We start from the raw sequence: 25950 nt of genomic DNA on the forward strand, positions 1-25950 counted from the left end.
ATGCGTTGCCACAGGAAGTGGCGCATTTAGCAGGTGTTCCTATGTTTTGAAGGAATGATCCTTCAAAACTAAACAAGACAGGGAACGTTCTGTTTATAAGACCCAAGGTCTTATATTCCGTTAAAATCCTTAGAAAGGAGGTGATCCAGCCGCACCTTCCGATACGGCTACCTTGTTACGACTTCACCCCAATCATCTGTCCCACCTTCGGCGGCTGGCTCCATAAAGGTTACCTCACCGACTTCGGGTGTTACAAACTCTCGTGGTGTGACGGGCGGTGTGTACAAGGCCCGGGAACGTATTCACCGCGGCATGCTGATCCGCGATTACTAGCGATTCCAGCTTCACGCAGTCGAGTTGCAGACTGCGATCCGAACTGAGAACAGATTTGTGGGATTGGCTTAACCTCGCGGTTTCGCTGCCCTTTGTTCTGTCCATTGTAGCACGTGTGTAGCCCAGGTCATAAGGGGCATGATGATTTGACGTCATCCCCACCTTCCTCCGGTTTGTCACCGGCAGTCACCTTAGAGTGCCCAACTGAATGCTGGCAACTAAGATCAAGGGTTGCGCTCGTTGCGGGACTTAACCCAACATCTCACGACACGAGCTGACGACAACCATGCACCACCTGTCACTCTGCCCCCGAAGGGGACGTCCTATCTCTAGGATTGTCAGAGGATGTCAAGACCTGGTAAGGTTCTTCGCGTTGCTTCGAATTAAACCACATGCTCCACCGCTTGTGCGGGCCCCCGTCAATTCCTTTGAGTTTCAGTCTTGCGACCGTACTCCCCAGGCGGAGTGCTTAATGCGTTAGCTGCAGCACTAAGGGGCGGAAACCCCCTAACACTTAGCACTCATCGTTTACGGCGTGGACTACCAGGGTATCTAATCCTGTTCGCTCCCCACGCTTTCGCTCCTCAGCGTCAGTTACAGACCAGAGAGTCGCCTTCGCCACTGGTGTTCCTCCACATCTCTACGCATTTCACCGCTACACGTGGAATTCCACTCTCCTCTTCTGCACTCAAGTTCCCCAGTTTCCAATGACCCTCCCCGGTTGAGCCGGGGGCTTTCACATCAGACTTAAGAAACCGCCTGCGAGCCCTTTACGCCCAATAATTCCGGACAACGCTTGCCACCTACGTATTACCGCGGCTGCTGGCACGTAGTTAGCCGTGGCTTTCTGGTTAGGTACCGTCAAGGTGCCGCCCTATTTGAACGGCACTTGTTCTTCCCTAACAACAGAGCTTTACGATCCGAAAACCTTCATCACTCACGCGGCGTTGCTCCGTCAGACTTTCGTCCATTGCGGAAGATTCCCTACTGCTGCCTCCCGTAGGAGTCTGGGCCGTGTCTCAGTCCCAGTGTGGCCGATCACCCTCTCAGGTCGGCTACGCATCGTCGCCTTGGTGAGCCGTTACCTCACCAACTAGCTAATGCGCCGCGGGTCCATCTGTAAGTGGTAGCCGAAGCCACCTTTTATGTCTGAACCATGCGGTTCAAACAACCATCCGGTATTAGCCCCGGTTTCCCGGAGTTATCCCAGTCTTACAGGCAGGTTACCCACGTGTTACTCACCCGTCCGCCGCTAACATCAGGGAGCAAGCTCCCATCTGTCCGCTCGACTTGCATGTATTAGGCACGCCGCCAGCGTTCGTCCTGAGCCAGGATCAAACTCTCCGATAAATGGATCACAGACTAAGTTCACTGCATCCTGCAGTAACGTCTGTGTGATCTGCATCATGCAGACCTTAGTTTGACTGACTACGCACATCGCTGTGCGATTTATTTAAAACTTCGAATTAACAGGTACGTTTTGTCTTGTTTAGTTTTCAAAGAACTTTTTCCACTTCTCTCGAAGCGACCTCTTAATCATAACATTTTTAGTTTGCTAGGTCAATACTTTTTTAAAAAATATTTTCGCTAGGCTTGCCTTTCTATTAAAAAGACAACAAAAAGAATTATATCAGCATCATCACTATGTGTCAAAGCTTTTTTTCATTTCTTTATATAGTAAAAGCGCAGCCTGTTGCAGCTGCGCTTTTTCGTTTATACTTCTTCCGTTTCTTCCGGCTCTTCTTCATTCTTTTCGACAAGCGCCACAGTGGCTACATGCTCTTGATCAGACATGCGGATCAGACGGACGCCTTGAGTTACGCGTCCCGTAGTGGAGATATCATTAATATCCATTCTGATTAACACGCCGCTTGCCGTAATAATCATTAAGTCCTCTTCGCCTTTTGTTGCTTTCACGGTTACTAACGGACCGTTGCTGTCAGTGATTTTACATGTTTTAAGGCCTTTTCCGCCCCGGCTTTGAACTCTGTATTCTGAAGCCGGTGTGCGTTTGCCGTAGCCGTTTTCTGTCACTATGAGGACATGAGAGTCTTCTTCAAGAATCTCCATGCCTACAACGACATCATCGTCTGTCAGCGTGATGCCTTTAACACCCGCAGCTGTGCGTCCCATTTGTCTTACATCTTCTTCAGGGAAACGGATCAGTAAACCGTTCTTCGTTCCGATGATGATTTGTTTCTTGCCGTCAGTCAGGCGGACGGCCATCAGTTCATCGTCTTCCCGGAGACCTAGGGCGATCAGCCCGTTATTCCGTATATTCGCAAACTGGGACAGTGCCGTACGTTTCGACACCCCTTGTTTGGTCGTAAAGAAGAGGTATTGCTCCTCATCAAACGTGCTGACCGGAATAATGGCATTAATCCATTCGCCTTTTTCAACTTCCAGAAGGTTAATAATCGGAATGCCTTTTGCCGTTCGGCCGTATTCAGGGATTTCATATCCTTTAGAACGGTATACCTTCCCTTTATTAGAGAAGAACAGGATCGTATCGTGCGTTGATGTGGAAATTAAGTGTTCCACAAAGTCATCTTCATTCGTTCCCATTCCCTGTACGCCTTTTCCGCCCCGTTTTTGGCTGCGGTATGTGGACGCCGGGAGACGTTTAACATAGCCGTTATGGGTCAGTGTGATGACGATATTTTCTCTCTCGATAAGATCTTCATCTTCAATTGTTTCAAGACCGGACGTCACGATTTCAGTGCGTCTCTCATCATTGAAACGCTCTTTGATTTCATTAAGTTCTTCACGGATGATCTCAAGAACTCTTTCTTCATTGGCTAAAATATCTTTCAGCTCAGCGATAAGCGCAACAAGTGATTGATATTCCTCTTCAATCTTTTCGCGCTCCAGACCGGTTAATCGCTGAAGGCGCATATCCAGAATAGCTTGCGCTTGTTTTTCAGTCAGTGAGAATTGTTCGATCAAACCCGTTCTCGCAATTTCAGCCGTCTGGGAATTGCGGATAAGAGAAATAACGGCATCTAAATGATCGAGAGCAATTCTTAAACCTTCCAGAATGTGAGCTCTCGCTTCCGCTTTGCGGAGTTCGTAAGCCGTTCTGCGCCGGATCACAACCTTTTGGTGATCAAGATAATGCTCCAGACATTGTTTCAGGCTTAGTACCTTCGGCTGTCCGTCAACGAGCGCCAGCAGGTTGATTCCGAAAGACGTCTGCAGGGCCGTTTGTTTGTACAGGTTATTCAAAATGACGTGAGCATTGGCGTCACGGCGGATCTCAATGACGATTCTCATTCCGTTACGGTCGGATTCGTCTCGCAGATCGGTAATTCCTTCGATTTTTTTGTCCCGGACAAGATCCGCGATTTTTTCAATTAATCTCGCTTTGTTCACCTGATAAGGAAGTTCCGTGACAATAATTCTTTCTTTTCCCGATGAAGTCTCTTCGATTTCAGCCTTAGCCCGGATCGTGATTGATCCCCGTCCGGATTCATATGCCTTGCGGATGCCGCTCCGGCCCAAAATCTGACCTGCAGTCGGAAAATCCGGGCCCGGGATGTATTCCATCAGCTCCTGGTTTGTAATCTCAGGATTCTCACTTACGGCAAGCACGCCTTCAATGACTTCCCCAAGCTGATGCGGGGGAATGTTTGTCGCCATTCCGACCGCAATACCGGCAGCCCCGTTTACGAGCAGATTCGGAAATCTCGAAGGCATGACGGCAGGCTCTCTTTCTGAACCGTCATAGTTATCTTGATAGTCAATCGTGTCTTTCGTAATGTCACGCAGAATTTCCATTGCGATTTTTGACATTCTCGCTTCTGTGTAACGCATCGCGGCCGCTGAGTCGCCGTCAACCGAACCGAAGTTGCCGTGTCCGTCAACAAGCATGTAGCGGTAGTTAAAATCCTGCGCCATTCTGACCATTGATTCGTAAACCGCTGAGTCACCGTGCGGGTGGTACTTACCGATAACTTCACCGACGATACGGGCAGATTTTTTATATGGTTTGTCACTGGTCATGCCTAAATCATTCATTGCGTACAAAATCCGTCTGTGAACCGGCTTCAGACCGTCACGCACATCCGGAAGCGCCCGGGATACGATAACGCTCATTGCATAGTCCAGGAAGGATGTCCGCATTTCCTGACTGATATTGACTTCACGTACTTGTGGTGTGTTTTGTTCACTCATTAAAAAAACCTCCCTGAAGTATCACATGAAATAATGTGGGAGTAGATTGTCCATTATGATCTTCAATACGATTTCACTATTCTCCATTATATCAATAAACTTGTGTTTATACACATTAATTTAGAAGAATATACGGGTTTTGCGGGTTTTCAGAGGCTTTAGAAGCCGCTTTGAGAAAAAAGCCTTATTTCTTAACGAAAATAAGGCTTTCTTGGTTAAATATCAAGATTTTTCACGTATCTGGCGTTTGCTTCTATGAAGTTTCTCCGCGGTTCTACTTTGTCACCCATCAGCATTTCAAAAGTCTCGTCAGCGTCCATTGCATCTTCAAGATTGACTTGCAGAAGCGTTCTGGTCGCAGGGTCCATTGTCGTTTCCCAAAGCTGAGTCGCGTTCATTTCTCCAAGACCTTTATAACGCTGGAGGCCGGGCTTAGGTGATTGCGGAAGCTCTTTTAACAGCTCATCAAGCTGCTTATCGTTATAAGCGTATTCCACCCGTTTTCCCTGCTGCACTTTATAAAGCGGCGGCTGGGCAATGTAGACATAGCCGTTTTCGATGATTTCCCGCATGTATCTGTAGAAGAACGTTAATAAAAGCGTTCTGATATGGGCGCCGTCAACATCGGCATCCGTCATGATGACCACTTTATGATAACGCGCTTTTTCAAGATTAAAATCTTCTCCGATCCCTGTTCCGAGGGCCGTGATCATTGATCTGACCTCATTGTTTGAGAGAATCTTATCAAGTCTGGCTTTCTCAACGTTCAGAATCTTACCGCGCAGCGGCAGAATGGCTTGGAAATGACGGTCCCGTCCCTGTTTCGCTGATCCGCCCGCAGAGTCACCCTCTACGATATACAGCTCGGAAATGCTCGGATCTTTAGAAGAACAGTCCGCCAGTTTGCCCGGCAGATTGGAAATCTCAAGCGCACTTTTGCGCCGGGTCAATTCCCGGGCTTTTTTCGCCGCCATCCGCGCTCTTGCGGCCATTAAACCTTTTTCAACGATTTTGCGGGCTGAGTCCGGATTTTCAAGAAGGAATGTTTCCAGCGCAGAAGAAAACAGCGTATCAGTGATCGTTCTCGCTTCGGAGTTGCCGAGCTTCGTTTTCGTCTGCCCTTCGAATTGCGGATCAGGGTGCTTAATTGAAATAATGGCAGTCAGCCCTTCTCTCACATCATCCCCGCTTAAATTCGGATCATTTTCTTTGAAAATCCCTTTTCTTCTTGCATAGTCGTTTATGACACGGGTCAGACCGGTTTTAAATCCGGCCTCGTGCGTGCCGCCTTCGTATGTGTTGATATTATTTGTGAAAGAATAAATATTGCTTGTATAGCTGTCGTTGTATTGCAATGCAACTTCAACCGTTATGCCGTCTTTCTCGCCTTCGATATAAATCGGCTCTTCATGAACGACTTCTTTGGAACGGTTTAAGTACTCAACATAGCTTTTGATTCCGCCTTCGTAGTGGTACTCGTTTTTCCGTTCTTGTCCTTCACGTTTGTCTTCAATCGTGATGTTTACGCCTTTTGTCAGGAAGGCCAATTCCCGGACACGGTTTGAAAGCAGATCATAGTCATATACGGTTGTTTCTTTGAAAATTTCCGGATCCGGAACGAAGTGCGTAATCGTTCCGGTCTTATCAGTATCACCGATCACTTCAAGATCGGCCACAGGTACACCGCGCTCGTACGCCTGATAGTGGATTTTTCCGTCACGATGAACCGTAACGTCAAGAGTGGTCGACAAGGCGTTTACGACGGACGCCCCTACACCGTGAAGACCGCCGGATACTTTATATCCGCTTCCGTCAAATTTACCGCCGGCGTGGAGAACGGTCATGATGACTTCAACCGCAGGGCGGCCCATCTTCTCCTGGATACCGACCGGAATTCCGCGCCCGTTATCCTTAACGGTAATGCTGTTATCTTTTTCAATCTCGATGTTAATATCTGTACAATAACCGGCCAGGGCCTCGTCAATACTGTTGTCGACGATTTCCCACACCAAATGGTGAAGGCCTTTGCTGTTAGTTGATCCGATGTACATCCCCGGTCTCTTTCGAACAGCTTCCAAGCCTTCTAATACCTGTATCTGATTCTCATCATAACTATTTTGCTGCTGTTCCATAGCCATGCACATTCACCTACACTTTTCTTAAACGATAATATATTCATTGTAAAGATCCGCTAAGAATCTATTTCTAACATAAATTGCGCACGTTTCTTCAGTGTGCCGGAAGATAAGGGAGAGTAATATATATTCTCAGTCGTGACTACGATAGACTTTGGCGTGCCGTTTACGGACGGCACTACTTTTTCTTTCTGTCTGTCCAGAAATTCTTCAACGATCGGCGATACATTGACCTTGCAGTCAAAAATGCCGACAATATCACGGGTTGAAACGACAAAGTCGTCACCTAAATGAATATACAATCGCTCACCTCATTTCTTCACTTCACTAACGTACCGTTTTCCACACGGAACATTCCTGCTTGATGTAAGGTATCGTGGTCAATGCCATCCACGCTCGTCGTGGTGACAAATGTCTGCACACGGCCTTGGATCGTATGAAGCAAATGGGACTGCCGGTAATCATCCAGCTCGCTTAGTACATCATCCAAAAGTAAAATGGGGTATTCTCCGATTTCTTCATGAATCAAATCTATTTCAGCCAGCTTCAGAGACAAAGCCGTCGTACGCTGCTGTCCCTGCGAACCGTAAGTCTGCACATCGCGTCCGTTCACATAAAAAAGGACATCATCCCGATGCGGTCCGAATAATGTGACGCCTCGTTCTATTTCTTTTTCTTTTAATTTCGAAAAAGACTCCTGGTAGCTGTTACCTATTTTCGACAAATCTTTGGGATCTGATACATCAAGCGCCGTGTGATACTTAAGCGTCAGTTCTTCAAGTCCCCGGGAAATGCCGGAATGGATCGGCTGCGCCCATTTTTCAAGCTGCGCCGTAAACTGCAGACGTTTGGCGACAACTTTTGCGGCTGCTTCAATCAGCTGATCAGTGAGAACGTCAAGCATGGTCCGGTCAGTCTGTTTCCGGCTTTGCAGCTGTTTCAGAAAATGATTCCGCTGTGAAAGGATTTTTTGATAAAGAGATAAATCATACAGATAAACGGCAGAAACCTGCCCGATCTCCATATCGAGAAATCTTCTCCTCACCTGAGGGCTTCCTTTGACGAGATTTAAATCCTCAGGGGCAAACATAATGGTGTTCAGCGCTCCGACATACTGACTGAGTTTTTGCTGCTCTATATGATTGACCTTGCCCTTTTTACCTTTTTTGGAGATGACAAGCTGCATCGGGATGTCCCCGTTGCGCTTCATCACTCTTCCTTCTATTTTAGCATAGTCTTCGTCCCACCGTATAAGTTCTTTGTCATTTGAGGTGCGGTGTGATTTTGCCATCGAAAGGACATAGATGGCTTCCATCAGATTGGTTTTGCCTTGGGCATTTTCCCCGATGATCACATTCACCTTGTTTTCGAATTGAAGCTCAGCGCGCTCATAATTACGGTAGGATGTTAATTCTAAATTTTGGATATACAACCGCTGTCACCCGCTTTAATTGACGACTTGAAATGAACCAAATCCTTCAATCGCGACCACGTCTCCAACGTAAAGCTTTCTGCCGCGGCGATTGTCAGGTTCATTGTTGACAGTCACCTCATGCTCGCTCAGAAACCACTTCGCCATGCCGCCGGACTGAATCACATCGGCTAATTTTAAAAACTGGCCAAGCGTAATCATTTCTGTATCAATCGAAATCGGATTTGCCATAATATCGACCTCTTTCAAATATCACTAATATCTAATTGTACTAAAAAATCCTGAAATAAGGAAAGGGAAAACTTGAGGGAGCGGCTGATGAATAGAAAAGCTGCCGAACTAAGCCGGCAGCACATTCTGTTTGATTAATACGTTCTGACCGGAAGGATGAGCTGAACGATGGTCTCATCATTCGGCGTACGGATAAGAAACGGTCTCATCGCTCCCGTAAAGCTGATGCGGATGTCCGCTCCTTCAAGTACTTTCAGTGCGTCCATCATATATTTTGGACTGAATGAAATATTTAATTCCTCGCCGTCAATCTGGTCAGCCAGCACAGCTTCGACCACTTTCCCGATTTCCGGAGAATTTGATGAAATCTCAAGCGAATCCGCCGGTTTGGCAGAAAGCTTTACAACGTTGTTGCGGCCTTCTCTCGCCAATAAAGAAGCACGGTCTATCGCCTGTAAAAATTCCTTCGTGTTCACGACGATTTCCGTTTTGCTTTCCTGCGGAATTAAGCTGGTCGTGTCCGGATAGTTTCCGTCAAGCAATCTTGAGAAGAACAATACGTTTTTCGCTTTGAACAGAACTTGGGTTTCTGTAATGACGATATCCACCAGCTCTTGGTTGTCATCAAGAATTTTGCTCAGCTCGGTTAAGCTTTTCCCGGGAATGACGACGTTATAAGAGCTGTCTTCCGGAATATCAAGCTTCGCCTTTCGTAAAGCGAGTCGGTGGCTATCCGTGGCAGTGCATAATAATTCACCGTTTTCAACTTTCCAGTTTACACCTGTCAAGATAGGGCGTGTTTCTGAGGCGGACACAGCGAACACGGTTTGGCGGATCAGGTTTTTCAAAAGATCCGTCGGAATCTGAATGGCGTGATGCTCTTCGATTTGCGGTAGATGCGGATATTCATCTGCATCAAGGCCGTTTAAATTAAATTCGGCTTTTCCGGAACGGATAATCGTTAAATATTGATTTTGAACTTCGATTTCAACAGTCGCCATCGGCAGTTTTTTAACGATTTCGCTGAAGAAACGCGCTTGCAGCACGATACTTCCCGGCTGATCGATCGTCACGATTTCTTTATCATCATCTTCTTTCGGAATGAATGACTCAATTGAAATATCAGAGTCACTTCCTGTGAAAGATACTCCTTCATCTGAGGCGACGATCTTAATACCGGTGAGAATGGGAATTGTGGTTCTGGATGAAACGGCTTTTAGAACGTCTTGTACACTTTCGACTAACCGATCTTTTTGAATCGTAAATTTCATGTGTATCCTCCTAACGGATAATATAATTAATATATTTTAAAAATAGCAGTAGTAATAGTAGGGCCTGTGGATTTGTGGATAAGTTGTGAAAAAGACAGGAAACACAGCCTATCCACATGTGGACAGACTGTGCATGGCTATGAAAAAGTTATTCACACTTTCCCCGATTCATCCGAGGGCACTATTATTTAAGCAGTTCTTTTATTTCTTTCACCTGCTGCTGAAGCTGCTCGTCATCAATCAGCAGTTTTGAAATCTTTTCGTGGGCGTGAATGACGGTTGTATGGTCTCTCCCGCCAAATTCTTCCCCGATTTTAGGCAAAGAAGAATCCGTCATTTCTCTTGAAAGATACATTGCAATTTGTCTTGGGAAAGCCACGGATTTCGTACGCTTTTTCGCTTTGAAATCTTCAAGCTTAATGTTGAACTGCTGTCCGACAATCCGCTGAATCTCTTTTATCGTAATGACCTTCGGCTTAGAAGACGGAATAATATCTTTCAATGCTTCTGCTGCCAGGTCTGCGTTAATGTCTTTATTGATTAAGGATGAATAGGCGACAACCCGGATTAATGCCCCTTCCAGTTCGCGGATGTTGCTGTCAATCTGATTCGCGATGTAAAGCATGACCTCGTTCGGAATATCAAGGCCCTCCGCCTTCGCTTTCTTTCTCAGAATGGCAATCCGCGTTTCCAGATCCGGCGGTGTGATATCTGTAATCAATCCCCATTCGAACCGCGAACGCAGGCGGTCTTCAAGGGTCGGGATCTCTTTCGGCGGTCTGTCACTGGAAATCACGATTTGTTTGCTTTCTTCATGAAGCGTGTTGAATGTATGGAAAAACTCTTCCTGTGTTTGTTCTTTTCCGGCTAAAAATTGAATATCATCTATCAAAAGTACATCAACGTTCCGGTAGCGGTTGCGGAAATCAACGGCTTTATTATCGCGGATTGAGTTGATGAATTCATTTGTGAATTTTTCAGAAGACAGGTACACCACTTTGGCTGAAGGATTATGATCAATGACATAATGGCCGATCGCGTGCATTAAGTGGGTTTTTCCTAAGCCGACTCCCCCGTATATAAATAAAGGGTTGTACGCTTTAGCGGGTGCTTCCGCCACAGCCAGTGATGCTGCATGGGCGAATCGGTTTCCCGATCCGATGACGAATGTGTCGAATGTATATTTCGGGTTTAGCATGCTTTGGGGAAAATCAGACGGTTCCTCTTTTGCCGCTTTTTTCACTTGCGGTTTCGGCAAAAAGTCTTCTTCGTCCTGATTTTGAGGAATGACAAATTTGACGCTCAATTCTTCCCCGGTTAATTCATATATGGTATCTGCAATGAGATGTAAGTACCTGGACTCCAGCCAGTCTCTGGCAAATTCATTGGGAGCGGTGATGGTTAAGGTATCTCCTTGCAGCGAATGGGCTTTCGTCGACTTCATCCAAGTTTCGAAACTCGGTTTGCTTAGCTTTTTCTCAATTTGAGCTAGAGCTTGATTCCAAAGATCCAATATATTCTCCATTATCCGGCACAGCCCTCCTTTTCTTTAAAAATCAGCGCCCTTCCCCTGTTATAGAACACAAAAAAAGAGCATATGGCTCTGACCATTCGTACACACGAAATGTTGAAAACATATAGTATAGTAGAAAAATAGCTTTTCGACAAATTCCACAAGTTGTGGACAACAATCTACACAAGCTGTGTGAAAACAATCCACAACTTATCCACAATTTGTGGATAAAGAGAATGGACTGGATAAGTAATTAAGAGTTAAAACACAAATATAATATCAAATTAAGCGAGGACTTGCAATGGTTCTCGTAATCTTATCCACAAACCTGACAACTTGTTGAAAAATCTTTGTCCACAGGGGTTAGCAATGTGAAAATGTTGTCGATAACGATTGTGGATATTAAAAAAAGATCGAAAAATTATCCACATGTCGTTTTTTCGGGGGAGCGCGGCTTTTTTTGTGCGTTAAAAAAAGGAATATGAAAAATAAGGTTTCTAATCTGGTTAAGGTATGTTATCCTATTATGGTTGTAAGAAATAAAAGCACTGCTGAAGTTGACAATGAATAGGCAGCACAAATATAATAAGTAAGACTGTCTTTAACAGCTATTCCTCGAGGGAGGTGTCATAAATGAAAAGAACATTCCAACCGAATAACCGTAAACGCAGTAAAGTTCATGGCTTCAGAAGCCGTATGAGTTCAAAAAACGGTCGTCTAGTATTAGCACGCCGTCGCCGCAAAGGCAGAAAAGTATTATCAGCTTAGGCCACTGAATAATGTCAGTGGTCTTTTTTCACATTAAGAGAAAAGAGATGTCATGCGTCGCCCGGTACTGGAGAAATTTCTTCAGTATTCCGGCGGCCCGTTTTTTTTAGATAGAAATAAAAGTTTCTGCGAGTGAATATCGGAGTGAATTAAAGTGAAGAAGCGAAATCGGTTAAAGAAAAATGAAGATTTTCAAAAAGTGTTTAAACGCGGAACGTCTATGGCAAACCGCCAGTTCGTGCTGTATACGCTTGATCAGCCGAAACAGGAAGAGCTCCGGGTAGGGCTTTCTGTCAGTAAAAAAATCGGCAATGCCGTCGTGCGCAATCGGGTGAAGCGGTTAATCAGACAGGCTGTTCAGGAGGAAAAAGAGCTGCTCAAGCCGAAAGATTTTATTATTATCGCAAGAAAACCCGCCGGAGACCTCAGTTTTGAAGAAACGAAAAAGAGTCTGCAGCACTTATTCAGAAAAACCTCACTATATAAGAAATCTTCGTCAAAATAGCTCATATTTTGTTTTCTTCACGTTTTTAAAAGCGCTTCCTTTTATTTGGCGAAAAATGAACGCCATTTGAAACTGAAAGATGCTAAAATACATACAAGGTTTATAAAGATTGGTATAGGAGGAAACGTTCTTGAAAAGGAGAATATGGTTACTACTGAGTATGGTCGGTATGCTCGTGCTGCTGGCCGGGTGCTCGAGTGTGAAAGAGCCGATTACGGCGAATAGTCCGCATTTCTGGGACAAATATGTTGTGTATCCATTGTCAGAAGTCATTACGTACGTAGCGAAACTGACGGGCGATAACTATGGTTTATCGATCATCATCGTTACGATTTTAATTCGTCTGCTGATTCTGCCGCTGATGATCAAGCAGCTTCGAAGCTCAAAAGCGATGCAGGCGCTGCAGCCTGAAATGCAGAAGCTCAGAGAAAAATACAGCTCTAAAGATCAAAAAACGCAGCAGAAGCTTCAGCAGGAAACGATGGCCCTGTTTTCAAAGCACGGGGTAAACCCGCTGGCGGGATGTTTCCCGATCCTGATTCAAATGCCGATTTTGATCGGATTCTACCACGCCATTATGCGTACGCAAGCCATTTCACAGCACAGCTTTTTATGGTTTGATTTAGGAGAGAAGGATCCTTACTATATTCTTCCTATCGTTGCCGGTGTGGCCACTTTTGTCCAGCAGAAGCTGATGATGGCGGGAAATCCGACTCAGAATCCTCAAATGGCAATGATGGTATGGATTATGCCGATCATGATCATCGTATTTGCGATCAACTTCCCGAGTGCGCTGTCTCTGTATTGGGTAGTCGGAAACCTGTTTATGATTGCTCAGACATTCCTTATTAAAGGACCTGACATTAAACACGATCCGGAAACGCAGAAAGCCGGAGGAAAGAAAAAGTGAAGAAGGTGACTGCTGCGGGACGGAATGTCGAAGAAGCAGTTCAATCAGGCCTTCAGGAACTTCAACTGACGAAAGATCAAGTAGAAATAACGGTGGTGCAAGAAGAATATAAAGGGTTTTTGGGTATTTTCGGAAAAAAGAATGCGATCGTAGAACTGGAAGAGAAAAGAAATCCTGTTCAGGAAGCGAAAGCGTATTTGGAAGAAATCATCCATTCCATTGCCGGGCCTTCTGAGATTGTTACGGAAGAAAACAAGAAAACAGTCTGTTTTCACATTAAAGGTGAAAAAGCGGCGCTGCTTATTGGCAAAAGAGGACAAACACTCAATGCATTGGAAACATTGACGCAGCTTGTTTTGAACCGCGGCTCCGGCCAGTATCGCCAAGCCGTTGTCGATGCTGAGAATTATCGGCGGAAAAGAAGAGAAATTCTGGATCAGCTGGCAAACAGGCTGGCCAAGCAAGTGTCGAAAACGAAAAAAGATGTGCATTTAGAACCGATGCCGTCAGGTGAAAGAAAAATCATCCATGACGCGCTGTCAAAGCATCCAAATATCAAAACGTTTTCTACCGGTGAAGGCCGGTACCGCCATCTCGTTATTTCCCATAAAGATAGCAGAAAACCGAAGTCCGGGTAAAATCGGAACTTCGGTTTTTTTATTGGTAAAAATGGCTCTATTCCTGAGCAGAATCGCATTTTTTGCGTTTAAGTTTTTTCTTTTTCGGTCTATGCTGTTGATAAAAAAGGTTTTAGGAAATAAAATTAATTGTTATTCACATGTGGATAAGTTAAAGTAATAAGGGATGAATTTCTGCCTTTGTGGATAACGTATCTTCCACTTCAAACCAAACTATGTTATCTTTTAATTTTGGCGTAAATAAAATTTTTTATATAGATGGAAACAGAGATAAAGAGAGGTGAACAGCATGGATACAATTGCAGCGATTTCAACTCCGATGGGTGAAGGCGCGATTGCGATCGTTCGGCTGAGCGGCCCGGAAGCCGTAAAGATCGCCGACAAAATGTACAAGGGTCCGAAAGGCAAAACGCTCAGTTCGGCAGAATCGCATACCATTCATTACGGGCATATCGCGGACAGTACGACGGGACGGATTATTGAGGAAGTCATGGTGTCTGTTTTAAGAGCGCCCAGAACATTCACAAGGGAAGATGTCATAGAAATCAACTGTCACGGGGGTATTGTGACGGTTAATCAGGTGCTCCAGCTTGCTTTAAGAGAAGGTGCGAGACTGGCAGAACCCGGTGAGTTTACGAAGCGCGCATTTTTAAACGGACGGATTGACCTTTCACAGGCGGAAGCGGTGATGGATCTGATCAGGGCCAAAACGGACCGTGCCATGAATGTCGCCATGAACCAGATGGAAGGACGGCTTTCCGCGCTTGTCCGCCGTCTGCGTGATGAGTTGTTAGAAACACTTGCCCATGTTGAGGTGAATATAGATTATCCGGAATATGATGACGTCGAAGAAATGACGCATCAGCTTTTAGTGGAGAAGGCAAGCGGCGTGAAGAAAGAAATCGAGGCGCTGCTCCGTACGTCCGAGCAGGGGAAAATTTTGCGAGAGGGACTGTCTACCGTGATCATCGGCCGTCCGAACGTCGGGAAATCCTCTCTGCTTAACAGCCTTGTCCATGAAACGAAGGCGATTGTAACCGATATTCCGGGAACGACGCGTGATGTGATAGAGGAATATGTCAACGTGCGAGGCGTGCCGCTTCGGCTTGTCGATACCGCCGGAATCCGCGAGACAGAAGACATCGTCGAAAGAATCGGTGTGGAACGGTCACGGCAGGTTCTGAAGGAAGCGGATCTCATTTTGCTTGTGCTTAACCACAGCGAAGCGCTTTCTGAAGAAGATGTGAAATTGTTTGAAGCGGTTGAGGGAATGGACGTCATTGTCATTATGAATAAGACGGACCTTGAGGCTAAGATTGACGCTGAGCGCGTCAAGGAACTGGCGAAAGGCCGGCCTGTCGTCACGACCTCATTGCTGAAAGAAGAAGGCATTCAAGATTTAGAGGAAGCGATTCAGTCGCTATTTTATACAGGAGCGATCGAAAGCGGAGATCTCACCTATGTCAGCAACACCCGTCATATCTCGATTCTGCATCAGGCCAAGCAAGCGATTGATGATGCGCTGAACGGAATTGAACAGGATGTTCCGATTGATATGGTGCAAATTGATTTGACAAGGTGCTGGGAGCTGCTGGGCGAAATCATCGGTGATGCCGTCCACGAAAGCTTAATTGATCAGCTCTTTTCACAATTTTGTTTAGGTAAATAAAAGGGAGGAAAAAACCATGGGGTATGAAGCAGGCCAATACGACGTGATTGTCATCGGCGCCGGGCATGCCGGTGTTGAGGCTGCCCTCGCATCCGCGCGCCAGGGAGCCAAAACGCTTGTTTTGACGATTAATCTTGATATGGTTGCGTTTATGCCATGTAATCCGTCTGTCGGCGGCCCCGCGAAAGGGATTGTCGTCCGCGAAATTGACGCGCTCGGCGGAGAAATGGCTAGAAATATAGATAAAACTCATATTCAAATGAGAATGCTGAATACAGGAAAAGGTCCGGCCGTACGGGCGCTGCGTGCGCAGGCGGATAAATTCCAATATCAGCACGAAATGAAGCATACGCTGGAAAAAACACCGAATTTGACACTTCTTCAAGGGATTGCCGAGCGTTTAATCATTGAAGACGGAGAGTGCCGCGGTGTCATTACGCAAACCGGTGCTGAATATAAGGCAAAAACGGTCGTGCTGACAACCGGAACGTATTTAAGAGGGCGGATCATTCTCGGTGATCTGTCTTACTCAAGCGGCCCGAATAACCAGCAGCCGTCTATTAAACTTTCTGAGCACTTAGAGGAGCTCGGTTTTGATCTCGTCCGTTTTAAAACGGGCACGCCTCCTCGTGTCTCAAGCGATTCCATTGATTACAGCAAAACAGAAATCCAGCCGGGGGACTCGGTTCCGCGCGCTTTCTCATATGAAACGGTTGAATACATTACCGATCAGCTGCCTTGCTGGCTGACTTACACGAGTCCTGAGACTCATGAGATCATCGACAGCAACCTGCATCGTTCGCCGATGTATTCCGGTATGATTAAAGGAACGGGACCGAGATACTGCCCTTCGATTGAAGATAAAGTCGTTCGGTTTAATGATAAACCGCGCCATCAGATTTTCCTTGAACCGGAAGGCAGAAATACGCAGGAAGTATACGTTCAAGGTCTATCCACGAGTCTTCCTGAGGACGTGCAGCAGCTGATGCTGGCGACCATTCCGGGACTGGAAAAGGTGCAGATGATGAGAGCCGGATACGCGATTGAGTATGACGCGATTGTACCGACACAGCTCTGGCCTACACTGGAGACGAAAAAAATCCCTAACCTGTACACAGCCGGTCAAATTAACGGTACATCAGGTTATGAGGAAGCAGCCGGGCAAGGAATTATGGCAGGGATCAACGCAGGGCGCAAAGCGCTTGGAAAAGAAGAAGTGATCCTCAGCCGTTCCGATGCTTATATCGGTGTATTGATTGATGATTTGGTAACGAAAGGAACCAATGAACCGTACCGTCTGCTGACTTCACGGGCGGAATACAGACTGCTGCTCCGTCACGACAACGCGGATCTTCGTCTGACGGAAATCGGCCACGAGATCGGCTTAATTTCTGATGAGCGCTATGAAGCGTTTGAGAAGAAAAAAGCGGCGATCGAGGCAGAGAAAAAACGTCTCTGGTCTGTTATTATCAAGCCGTCTCCTGAGAATCAGGAATATATCCGTTCACTCGGCGGAAGCGAGCTGAAAGACGGAGTGCGCGGCACAGATTTAATGAAACGTCCGGAAATGAACTATGAAACAGTGACAAAACTTGCGCCTGCAGATTCTCCGGTTCCGCAAGATGTGGCGGAACAAGTGGAAATCCAAGTGAAATATGAAGGATATATCGAAAAATCCTTGCAGCAAGTGGAAAAGCTGAAGAAAATGGAAAACAAAAAAATCCCTGATCGGATTGATTATGACGCCATTAAAGGAATTGCTACTGAAGCCCGTCAAAAGCTGAAAGAAGTGCGTCCTTTATCAGTTGCTCAAGCGTCCCGTATTTCCGGCGTCAATCCGGCAGACATTTCAATCCTGCTGGTATACCTGGAGCAGGGCCGTATTGCCAAGGTAACTGAATAGAAAGGATGACGGCATGAATATAGAGGAATTTACATCCAGTTTAGCGGAGAAAGGGATTTCCCTTTCTGACCGCCAGCTGGAGCAATTCGAGTTGTATTATCGGATGCTCGTGGAATGGAACGAAAAAATGAATCTGACATCCATCACTGAGAAAAAGGAAGTTTATCTCAAGCATTTTTATGATTCGATAACGGCGGCATTTTATATTGATTTTGAAAAGGTCACCACTCTTTGTGATGTCGGCGCCGGCGCCGGTTTTCCAAGCCTGCCCGTCAAAATCTGCTTCCCGCATCTGCATGTCACCATCGTCGATTCACTGAATAAGCGGATTACGTTTTTGGAAACTCTCTCTGATGCTTTACAATTAGAGCATACGACATTTGTCCATGACAGAGCGGAGACATTCGGACAGCGGAAAGACGTCCGGGAAAGCTTCGATCTCGTGACGGCCCGTGCGGTGGCGCGTCTGTCGGTCCTGAGTGAGCTTTGTCTGCCGCTGGCCAAGAAAAACGGTATATTTGCGGCACTAAAAGCTGCAGCCGCTGATGAAGAGCTGAAAGCGGGGCAAAAGGCGATTAAAGTATTGGGAGGAGAGCTTGAACAAGTTCATTCCTTTACACTTCCCGTTGAAGAAAGTGAACGGAACATTATGATCATTCGCAAGACGAAAAGCACTCCGAAAAAATATCCGAGAAAACCGGGTACTCCAAATAAATCGCCAATTGAAGGGTAATTTAGACAGCCTGATGTGACAATTCCATCATATTTTCTGCAAAATTGATGAAGATACAGCAGGAAAAACCATGAGAAAATAGAATTATAAAAATGGCAGTTTTTAAAGGTGGTGTAGGTACATGAAGCATTCATTCTCTCGTTTCTTCGGGTTTGGTGAGAAGGAAGAGGAACCGGAGATAGCTGAGCATGATACAAACAAAGAAGAGATACTCGAAATACCGGTACATGCTATCGTTCCCAACCGTTTTCAGCCACGCACCATTTTCTCAGATGAAAAAATCAAAGAGTTAGCAATGACTATCCATACACACGGCATCATTCAGCCGATTGTTGTCAGACATACAGAAGATGAAGGACAATATGAGCTCATTGCGGGTGAAAGGCGCTGGAGAGCGGTACAGACGCTTGAATGGGAGAAGATTCCCGCAATTATTAAAGATTTTTCTGATACGGAAACAGCATCTGTCGCTTTGATTGAAAACCTGCAAAGGGAAGAATTGTCCTCCATTGAGGAAGCTCATGCGTACGCAAGGCTGTTAGAACTTCATGATTTAACACAGGAAGCCTTGGCGCAGCGCTTAGGAAAAGGCCAGTCAACGATTGCGAACAAGCTCCGATTGTTAAAGCTCCCGGAACCCGTCCAGGATGCGATTATGGAGAAAAAAATTACGGAACGTCATGCAAGAGCACTGATTCCGCTCAAACAGCCGGAGTTTCAGGTCACATTGCTTGCGGAAATCATTGAGAAAAGCTTAAACGTCAAGCAGACGGAAGACAGAGTGGTGAAAATGCTTGAACAGAATAAGCAGAAACCAAAGCCGAGACGCAAAGCGTTCAGCAGGGATACAAGAATTGCGATGAATACGATTCGTCAGTCACTGTCGATGGTGGAAGACAGCGGCGTCAGGCTGAACACTGAAGAAGAAGAATTCGAAGAGTACATCCAGCTTACCATTCGGATACCTAAATAAAAACTCTCCTGATCAGCAGGGGAGTTTTTATTTTAATCAAAAAACTATTTTAAGATAATGATAGATTTATTGTGCACTATACATTATATATGTAAAATTTTATCTTTTTGTGTCGTGAATTGTCTTTTTACAGTCAAAAAAGTCACTTTATCGGAGAACTTATATTAGAAAGTGTCTTTTTCGTTTACATTTTTTTCACTTGCTGATAAACAAATTATGAAAAAAATAAAACGCTTTACTCTTTTTTTGATAAGATAGAAACAAGACAGTACATGTTCATGTGAAGGTAGGTGACATCGTGGGAAAAATCATAGCAATTACGAACCAAAAAGGCGGAGTCGGGAAGACGACGACTTCTGTCAATCTGGGGGCTTGCTTGGCTTACATAGGTAAAAGGGTTCTTCTTGTTGATATTGATCCGCAGGGCAATGCAACGAGCGGATTAGGGATTGAAAAAGCCGATGTGGATCATTGTGTGTACGACATTTTAGTAGATGATGCAGATGTTACAGATATTATTAAACCGACTTCAGTAGAGAACTTAGATGTCATTCCGGCCACGATCCAGCTTGCGGGAGCGGAAATCGAATTGGTTCCGACGATCTCACGGGAGGTCAGGCTGAAAAGAGCATTAGAATCAGTGAAACAAAATTACGATTACATGATTATTGATTGTCCTCCGTCTCTCGGGTTATTAACGATTAATGCGCTTACCGCTTCAGATTCAGTCGTTATCCCGGTTCAGTGCGAATACTACGCTCTTGAAGGATTGAGTCAATTATTAAATACAGTTCGGCTTGTGCAAAAACATTTAAATACCGACTTAATGATAGAAGGAGTGCTTCTGACGATGCTTGATGCCAGAACGAATCTTGGCATTCAAGTGATAGAAGAGGTAAAGAAATACTTTAGAGATAAAGTGTATCAAACCATTATTCCTCGCAATGTCCGTTTAAGTGAGGCGCCGAGTCACGGCAAGCCGATCATATTATACGATCCGCGTTCGAGAGGTGCGGAAGTATATTTAGATTTAGCAAAGGAAGTGGCAGCGAATGGCTAAAGGCGGGCTCGGAAAAGGGATTAACGCGTTGTTTAATCAGGTTGATTTGTCTGAAGAGACAGTGGAAGAGATTAAAATCAGTGATTTACGCCCCAATCCTTATCAGCCAAGAAAACAATTTGACGATGAGTCATTAGCTGAACTGAAGGAGTCCATCATTCAGCATGGCATTCTTCAGCCCATTATCGTGAGAAAATCATTGAAGGGCTATGATATTGTAGCAGGCGAACGCCGTTACCGCGCCGCAAAACTTGCCGGTAAAGAGACAGTGCCGGCTATCGTGCGGGATTTATCTGAATCGCTGATGCGGGAAATCGCTCTTTTGGAAAACCTTCAGCGTGAAGATTTATCACCGCTTGAAGAAGCTCTGGCATATGACTCACTGCTGAAGCATTTGGACTTAACCCAGGAACAGCTCGCTAAACGGCTCGGGAAAAGCAGGCCTCATATTGCCAACCATTTAAGACTGCTGACGCTGCCGGAAAGCATCCAGAACCTCATTGCAGAAGGTACGTTATCCATGGGACACGGCAGAACCTTGCTTGGTTTGAAAAATAAAAACAAGCTTGAACCGCTTGTGCAGAAAGTGGTTGAAGAACAGCTGAACGTCCGTCAGCTTGAGCAGCTGATTCAGCAGTTAAACAACAATGTTCCACGTGAAACAAAGAAAAAAGAACCTGTTCAAGATGTTGTGTTAAAAGAGCGGGAATCGTATTTGCAAAATTACTTCGGAACAACAGTCAATATTAAGAGACAAAAGAAAAAAGGGAAGATTGAGATTGAGTTTTTCTCAAATGAAGATCTTGAACGTATCCTGGAACTATTGTCCGAGAGAGAAGCGTAAAAACCATCTTTATTTAAAAGATGGTTTTTTATATACGTCTTGTCAGCTTATGAAACGGACTGAGCCGTTCCTGCCGGCCTTCTGATTTATCTGTCAGCTGTAACCCCTCTGCTAAAACATTTGCCATGCTCATAACAAGATGAAGCCTCGTATTCTGCAGGACAAAATACTCCATAAACCCGCTGACATTGACGATTCCATTGATATGGACGTCACCGATTTCAGGAAGGTCTTTTTGAACACCTGCTCCGGGCTTCAGCGGCCCATCGCCGATTTGAAATGAGCCTACGCTTTTGACGCGGCCTAAACAAGCATCAACCGCTATAATAAACGGATTTTTATGTAGATGTTGAATATCTTTCAGCTTGTCTTTCATATTGACGGCGTGAACAGGATCTGACAGCGTGCCGTAAACGTGCAATCTGCCTAAATTCATTTTTTCTAACTTTGTTCCTACGAGCGGACCTAATGAATCTCCGGTCGACCGATCTGTACCGATACACACGGTGACTAACGGTCTGCCGGCTGCTTTACGTAAAGATGAAGTAAGGATCGCTTGTATTTGATTCGCAGCAGAAGAATCCGTATGGGATACATATTGTTTTGCCCGTTCTTGAGAAAAAAGCCCGCCTTTTCGATTCATAAGGTTCACTTCCTTGTCATGTCATACGAGTATTACATTGTTGTTTTTGGTGATGTATGGTTGTTTACAGTATATCCAGCGCTGCCTTTTTTTATGCTTATGTCATGATCAGCATGCCGGTTGCTTGAAAAGAGCGGGATAGAAAAAAGAACCCAGAGCAGTTATTCTCTAAGTTCATGAAAGAAATAAGACCATTTGATCTACATCAACATATTGCTGATGATCTAATTTCAGCGCTCTTTTTTCTGTAGAGAAGAGGATAAATCCTAACTGAGCGCAGAGTTTTTTTGCGGGTTCATTTGTTGAAGTAACAAAGAGATGGAGCTGTTCTGTGTCTTTCATCTTTTTTGCTTGGCTGATGGCTTCCGTCATTAAAGCTTATCCCGCGCCTGACCCTCGGTGTTTGGGGGAAATATACATAGAACCAATAACCGCAATGTGTCTTAGTTTAAACAGCGAATGCTTGGAGATCTTGAGGATTCCTATCAGTCTGTCTTGTTCAAAGGCGCCAAGCACGATGGCATTGCCGGCTTCAAGCCTGGCTTTGAATTTTTCGGACAGCCATTCTTTCTCCTCATCATAGCTGACGGCGAATGCGTCCGGGTGATCTTTTAAAGCTTTGAGCCTGATATCGGGTATCACTTGCGGTTAAACGCCTGATGTCCATGATTTGAGCGCCTAACATAAATAAATTTTCTGAATAGTCAATCGTCGTTATCATACCATATTTGTCCCATTTGTATGAATGTTTGCCGCTGTCACTCAATATAGTAGCAATATGCGGAGATGATCAGAAATTTTATGAGGTGATGAGGGTGTGGAGAGCCGGGATGAAGTGGATGCTGCTCATATTAAGCAGCCAGATTGGGGCCGGGTATGCAAGCGGGCAGGAAATATGGCAGTTTTTCGGTGTCGAAAGCGGACTGGCTATTGTATTGTTTACAGTCATGTTTACGATTTCGGCTTATATTGTGTTGAAGATCAGCTATCGGGTTCAATCAACGCACTTTTTACCTGTGCTTGAGCATCTGATGGGGCCGGCTCTTGCTAAAGTCTATGATGTGCTTATTATGTTTTATTTGTTTTCAATGACGATGGTTATGATTGCCGGCGGCGGTGTGACGCTGCAAATGTACAAGCTGCCGTTTTGGATCGGTATTTTTCTTCTTTGTATTGTGACCGTCGGTTTATTCTTTTGGGATATAAAAGGAATATTATCTCTGAATAGTATTTTGATACCGATTCTTGTAGCGGGGCTGTTATATGCATTGGTCTTTTTTCAGACAACCCATCATTACACGTGGACGATAGATTTGACCCGCCAGTATAATTGGCCGGCAAGCATTACCTTCACGTCCTTAAACATCCTTTCTGTTGTCGCTGTTCTTTCTTCAATCGGGAAAGATATGAAGGGACTGGGAGAAGCGAAAATCGCAAGCGTTGCAAGCGGGCTGATTTTCGGTATGATTTCATTTGTTTACAATGAAACGCTTGTACAGCTTTCAGGCAGTCTTACACAATATGAGATTCCTCTTTTCGCCGTCCTTGAAGGCGCTCCTTATCCGTTATTTCTTTGTATGGCCGCCGTGCTTTTTTTAGCCATCTATACGACAACCGTGACCGGTCTGTTCGGCCTGTCCAGCCGCATGCTTGCATTTGTGAAATTGCCGAGATGGACGCTCGTATCTCTTCTTTTAGCTGTGATGGTGCCTTTTACGACAATCGGTTTTTCAGATTTGATCGCCATTTTATATCCCATTTACGGGCTTTTAAGTCTTTATTTGCTGGTATGTCTTCTTCTTTACCCTATTTTAGGGAGATGGAAAAAAGTATAATGCTCATTTTGAGTGCGGCCGTTGCTCTTATCCTGTCTTTTTTTGTACAATAAATAAAGCAGTCTATGGAGAGAGGTGAAGGGTCTTGGCGGATAAAGACTTTGGCCTGAATGATATTGTTGAAATGAAGAAGCCGCATCCTTGCGGTGAAAACAGGTGGAAAATCATTCGGATGGGAATGGATATTCGGATCAAATGCACGGGTTGTTCCCACAGTGTCATGATTCCGAGAAGAGATTTTGAGAGAAAGCTGAAAAAAGTACTCGTCAAGCATGAGGAGCCTACATCATAAGGACTGGCGCTCATGCTTTTTCATATAGAGGAGAGGAAGAGGCCCGATGAGCAAAGTGCATCAGTCAGCGTGCCCGCTGAATTGCTGGGACAGCTGCGGCTTTTTGGTGACAGTTGAGGATGGAAAGGTGACGAAAGTAGACGGAGACCCGAATCATCCCATTACGGAAGGGAAAATTTGCGGCCGGGGCAGAATGCTGGAGACGAAAACGAATGCGCCGGAACGGCTTCGTTTTCCTTTAAAAAAGAAAGACGGCGAATTTGTCCGCATTTCCTGGGAGCAGGCGTTAGATGAAATTGCTGAAAAAATGGCGGTGATTAAGGAGACGCTGGGCACTGCCGCAGTGCTGCACAGTCATGACTACGCCAATAACGGTCTTTTGAAGGCGCTCGACCAGCGTTTTTTCAATGGATACGGCGGTGTAACCGAGATTGCGGGCAGCATTTGCTGGGGTTCCGGCATTGAAGCGCAGCGCTGGGATTTCGGGCGTTCTTACGGGCATGGACCGCTTGATATTTATCACAGCAAGCATGTGATCGTATGGGGCAGAAACGTGTCCCGGACGAATATGCACCTCTATCATCATCTGCAGCAGGTGAAGAAAAAAGGAGCGACACTGACGGTCATTGACCCTATTTTTAACCCGACTGCAAAGCTTGCCGACCGGTATATATCCGTCAAACCCGGCATGGATGGCTGGCTTGCGGCGGGTGTTTTAAAAATATTATGCCAAACCGGCAGAACCGATTCTGATTTTATTCAAAAGCATTCGGTCGGTTTTGAGGAAATAGACAAGCTTCTGCAGACGATTTCTTTTGAGGAGATCATTGAGAAAACAGAAACGTCTTTAGAAGTGCTTGAATATCTCGCCGATTTATATGCTGACGGTCCCGCCTCCACTTTTATGGGTCTTGGGATGCAGAGATATAAAAACGGGGGCGGGACGATACGGTGGATTGACGCTCTAGCTGCGGCGAGCGGAAATGTCGGTATCAAAGGCGGCGGCGCAAACTTCGGAAATGTGCAAGTCGGTGAAAGCTTTGCAAAGGCCGAGCTCACTCGTCCTGATTTGAAGAAAAGTTCGAGAACGTTTTCGATGATGACTCAAGCTGAAGAGGCGCTGAATGCAGCCGACCCGCCGATTGAGATGATCATCGTGACGTGCGGCAATCCGCTGACACAGGTGCCGAATACAAAAAAAGTGAAGGAAGCGTTTGAAAAAACGCCGGTCACAGTGGCCATTGATTCGGTCATGACCGATACGGCGAAGCTCTGTGACTATGTGCTGCCGACGGCCGTTGTTTTCGAAGAGGAAGATATTTATTATTCCAGCATGTATCATCACTATGTTCAATATGGCAAGAAGCTTGCGGAACCGCAGGGAGAGGCAAAATCAGACCGCTGGATCTGGACGGAACTCGCAAAGCGTCTCGGATTCGGGGAGCTGTTTGATTACAGTACGGAAGATTTCTTGAAAATGGGGCTCTCTTCTTTGGAGAAAGAAGGAATCACCCTTGAGCAATTAAAGGAAAAAGGACATATGCCGCTTCCGGTCAAACAGGTTCCGTGGAGTGATTTTCAATTTTTAACCCCGAGCGGAAAATTTGAATTCGTCTCTTCACTGGCAGAAGAGAAAGGATACAGCGGCCTCCCTCAATTGGAAGTGCCGGAGGAGTCTGTTTATCACGACGCCGGACTGGCCGGGAAATATCCGTATACACTGCTGTCCATTCACCCGCAGCGCTCCAATCATTCACAGCACGTGCCGTTTATTGAAAAGCTTCAGCAGATTCAGGTGGACCTGTCGCCGGATATCGCGGAAGAGCTTTCTCTTCAAGACGGAGATACGGCAGAGGTTTACAATGACCGCGGCCGTCTGCGCGGCAGGGTGAAAATCATGAAGCAGGCTCACCCGAAGACGGTGAATATAGATGAGGGCATGTGGGCGGCATTCGGAGGCTCCGTCAACATGCTCACAAAGGATTCAAATTCCGATAATGGAATGGGAAGTACGCTTTTTGACTGTCTGGTAGCGGTTAAAAAAGGATAATCTAAGGAGAGAGAGGGCGGGAAATGCTTTTTTCTCAGC

At 45.6% G+C, this 25950-nt stretch carries 23 protein-coding genes and 1 rRNA gene; 13 read left to right on the forward strand and 11 right to left on the reverse strand.

The window, feature by feature from the left end:
* Window positions 1-133: 133 nt before the first annotated feature.
* From ACWJJ4_RS00005 to dnaA, 8 genes are all read right to left on the reverse strand, one after another.
* Window positions 134-1683 (reverse strand): 16S ribosomal RNA (locus ACWJJ4_RS00005).
* Between the two features lie 363 nt (window positions 1684-2046).
* Window positions 2047-4506 carry a DNA gyrase subunit A gene (gyrA, locus tag ACWJJ4_RS00010; RefSeq protein WP_004392898.1) on the reverse strand — a complete coding sequence of 820 codons (2460 nt, stop codon included), beginning with the start codon at window positions 4504-4506 and terminating at the stop codon, window positions 2047-2049.
* A 215-nt stretch (window positions 4507-4721) separates the two neighbouring features.
* Window positions 4722-6638, reverse strand: a complete 1917-nt coding sequence (gene gyrB, locus ACWJJ4_RS00015; protein WP_014720600.1) for a DNA topoisomerase (ATP-hydrolyzing) subunit B — start codon at window positions 6636-6638, stop codon at window positions 4722-4724.
* A gap of 59 nt (window positions 6639-6697) precedes the next feature.
* Window positions 6698-6943, reverse strand: a complete 246-nt coding sequence (gene remB / locus ACWJJ4_RS00020; RefSeq protein WP_004392908.1) for an extracellular matrix regulator RemB — start codon at window positions 6941-6943, stop codon at window positions 6698-6700.
* A 17-nt stretch (window positions 6944-6960) separates the two neighbouring features.
* Window positions 6961-8073 (reverse strand): DNA replication/repair protein RecF, encoded by a 1113-nt coding sequence (gene recF, locus ACWJJ4_RS00025; protein WP_007409910.1) that lies wholly within the window; start codon window positions 8071-8073, stop codon window positions 6961-6963.
* Window positions 8074-8088: 15 nt separating this feature from the next.
* On the reverse strand, window positions 8089-8304 hold the full coding sequence (gene rlbA, locus ACWJJ4_RS00030) for a ribosome maturation protein RlbA (protein WP_004392910.1): 216 nt from the start codon (window positions 8302-8304) through the stop codon (window positions 8089-8091).
* Between the two features lie 134 nt (window positions 8305-8438).
* Window positions 8439-9575: a DNA polymerase III subunit beta gene (gene dnaN, locus ACWJJ4_RS00035; protein WP_007409909.1), complete on the reverse strand. Its 1137-nt coding sequence runs from the start codon at window positions 9573-9575 to the stop codon at window positions 8439-8441.
* A gap of 184 nt (window positions 9576-9759) precedes the next feature.
* Window positions 9760-11100: a chromosomal replication initiator protein DnaA gene (gene dnaA / locus ACWJJ4_RS00040; RefSeq protein ID WP_004392913.1), complete on the reverse strand. Its 1341-nt coding sequence runs from the start codon at window positions 11098-11100 to the stop codon at window positions 9760-9762.
* Between the two features lie 621 nt (window positions 11101-11721).
* On the opposite strand from dnaA, the gene rpmH reads away from it, so the two are divergent.
* From rpmH to ACWJJ4_RS00090, 10 genes are all read left to right on the forward strand, one after another.
* Complete coding sequence (gene rpmH, locus ACWJJ4_RS00045) at window positions 11722-11856, forward strand: 50S ribosomal protein L34 (protein WP_003178075.1); 135 nt, start codon at window positions 11722-11724, stop codon at window positions 11854-11856.
* A gap of 154 nt (window positions 11857-12010) precedes the next feature.
* A complete protein-coding gene (gene rnpA, locus ACWJJ4_RS00050) occupies window positions 12011-12361 on the forward strand; it encodes a ribonuclease P protein component (protein WP_004392944.1) in 351 nt (116 codons plus the stop codon).
* A 160-nt stretch (window positions 12362-12521) separates the two neighbouring features.
* On the forward strand, window positions 12522-13271 hold the full coding sequence (gene spoIIIJ / locus ACWJJ4_RS00055) for a YidC family membrane integrase SpoIIIJ (protein WP_007409906.1): 750 nt from the start codon (window positions 12522-12524) through the stop codon (window positions 13269-13271).
* Window positions 13268-13909, forward strand: a complete 642-nt coding sequence (jag, locus tag ACWJJ4_RS00060; RefSeq protein ID WP_017418434.1) for an RNA-binding cell elongation regulator Jag/EloR — start codon at window positions 13268-13270, stop codon at window positions 13907-13909. The genes spoIIIJ and jag overlap by 4 nt, the downstream gene beginning before the upstream one ends.
* A gap of 289 nt (window positions 13910-14198) precedes the next feature.
* Complete coding sequence (gene mnmE / locus ACWJJ4_RS00065) at window positions 14199-15578, forward strand: tRNA uridine-5-carboxymethylaminomethyl(34) synthesis GTPase MnmE (protein WP_004392954.1); 1380 nt, start codon at window positions 14199-14201, stop codon at window positions 15576-15578.
* A 16-nt stretch (window positions 15579-15594) separates the two neighbouring features.
* The gene (mnmG, locus tag ACWJJ4_RS00070; protein ID WP_454021326.1) at window positions 15595-17481 is read left to right on the forward strand and encodes a tRNA uridine-5-carboxymethylaminomethyl(34) synthesis enzyme MnmG; all 1887 of its coding nucleotides are present in this window, start codon (window positions 15595-15597) and stop codon (window positions 17479-17481) included.
* Window positions 17482-17494: 13 nt separating this feature from the next.
* On the forward strand, window positions 17495-18214 hold the full coding sequence (gene rsmG / locus ACWJJ4_RS00075; RefSeq protein ID WP_014306213.1) for a 16S rRNA (guanine(527)-N(7))-methyltransferase RsmG: 720 nt from the start codon (window positions 17495-17497) through the stop codon (window positions 18212-18214).
* Between the two features lie 121 nt (window positions 18215-18335).
* Window positions 18336-19187, forward strand: coding sequence for a nucleoid occlusion protein (noc, locus tag ACWJJ4_RS00080; protein WP_007409900.1), 852 nt, complete (start codon window positions 18336-18338; stop codon window positions 19185-19187).
* Between the two features lie 298 nt (window positions 19188-19485).
* The gene (gene soj / locus ACWJJ4_RS00085) at window positions 19486-20247 is read left to right on the forward strand and encodes a sporulation initiation inhibitor protein Soj (RefSeq protein WP_007409899.1); all 762 of its coding nucleotides are present in this window, start codon (window positions 19486-19488) and stop codon (window positions 20245-20247) included.
* Entirely contained in the window at window positions 20240-21091 is an 852-nt protein-coding gene (locus tag ACWJJ4_RS00090) for a ParB/RepB/Spo0J family partition protein (protein ID WP_070082675.1), read from the forward strand. Before soj ends, ACWJJ4_RS00090 begins: the two co-directional genes overlap by 8 nt.
* A gap of 28 nt (window positions 21092-21119) precedes the next feature.
* Here ACWJJ4_RS00090 and yyaC read toward each other — a convergent pair whose 3' ends face one another.
* From yyaC to ACWJJ4_RS00105, 3 genes are all read right to left on the reverse strand, one after another.
* Window positions 21120-21734 carry a spore protease YyaC gene (gene yyaC / locus ACWJJ4_RS00095; protein WP_004392969.1) on the reverse strand — a complete coding sequence of 205 codons (615 nt, stop codon included), beginning with the start codon at window positions 21732-21734 and terminating at the stop codon, window positions 21120-21122.
* Window positions 21735-21908: 174 nt separating this feature from the next.
* Window positions 21909-22106: a GNAT family N-acetyltransferase gene (locus ACWJJ4_RS00100; RefSeq protein ID WP_231945408.1), complete on the reverse strand. Its 198-nt coding sequence runs from the start codon at window positions 22104-22106 to the stop codon at window positions 21909-21911.
* A 6-nt stretch (window positions 22107-22112) separates the two neighbouring features.
* Window positions 22113-22376, reverse strand: coding sequence for a GNAT family N-acetyltransferase (locus ACWJJ4_RS00105; protein ID WP_245333130.1), 264 nt, complete (start codon window positions 22374-22376; stop codon window positions 22113-22115).
* A gap of 167 nt (window positions 22377-22543) precedes the next feature.
* Between ACWJJ4_RS00105 and ACWJJ4_RS00110 the strand changes: the two genes are divergently transcribed.
* The 3 genes from ACWJJ4_RS00110 (at window position 22544) to ACWJJ4_RS00120 (ending at window position 25911) form a co-directional block, all read left to right on the forward strand.
* Window positions 22544-23569, forward strand: a complete 1026-nt coding sequence (locus tag ACWJJ4_RS00110) for a YkvI family membrane protein (protein WP_088005468.1) — start codon at window positions 22544-22546, stop codon at window positions 23567-23569.
* 85 nt (window positions 23570-23654) lie between these two features.
* The gene (locus ACWJJ4_RS00115) at window positions 23655-23861 is read left to right on the forward strand and encodes a DUF951 domain-containing protein (protein WP_004392973.1); all 207 of its coding nucleotides are present in this window, start codon (window positions 23655-23657) and stop codon (window positions 23859-23861) included.
* 46 nt (window positions 23862-23907) lie between these two features.
* Window positions 23908-25911 (forward strand): molybdopterin-dependent oxidoreductase, encoded by a 2004-nt coding sequence (locus ACWJJ4_RS00120; protein ID WP_101562618.1) that lies wholly within the window; start codon window positions 23908-23910, stop codon window positions 25909-25911.
* Window positions 25912-25950: the final 39 nt, after the last annotated feature.

It is taken from the genome of Bacillus sp. JK62 (assembly GCF_053663455.1).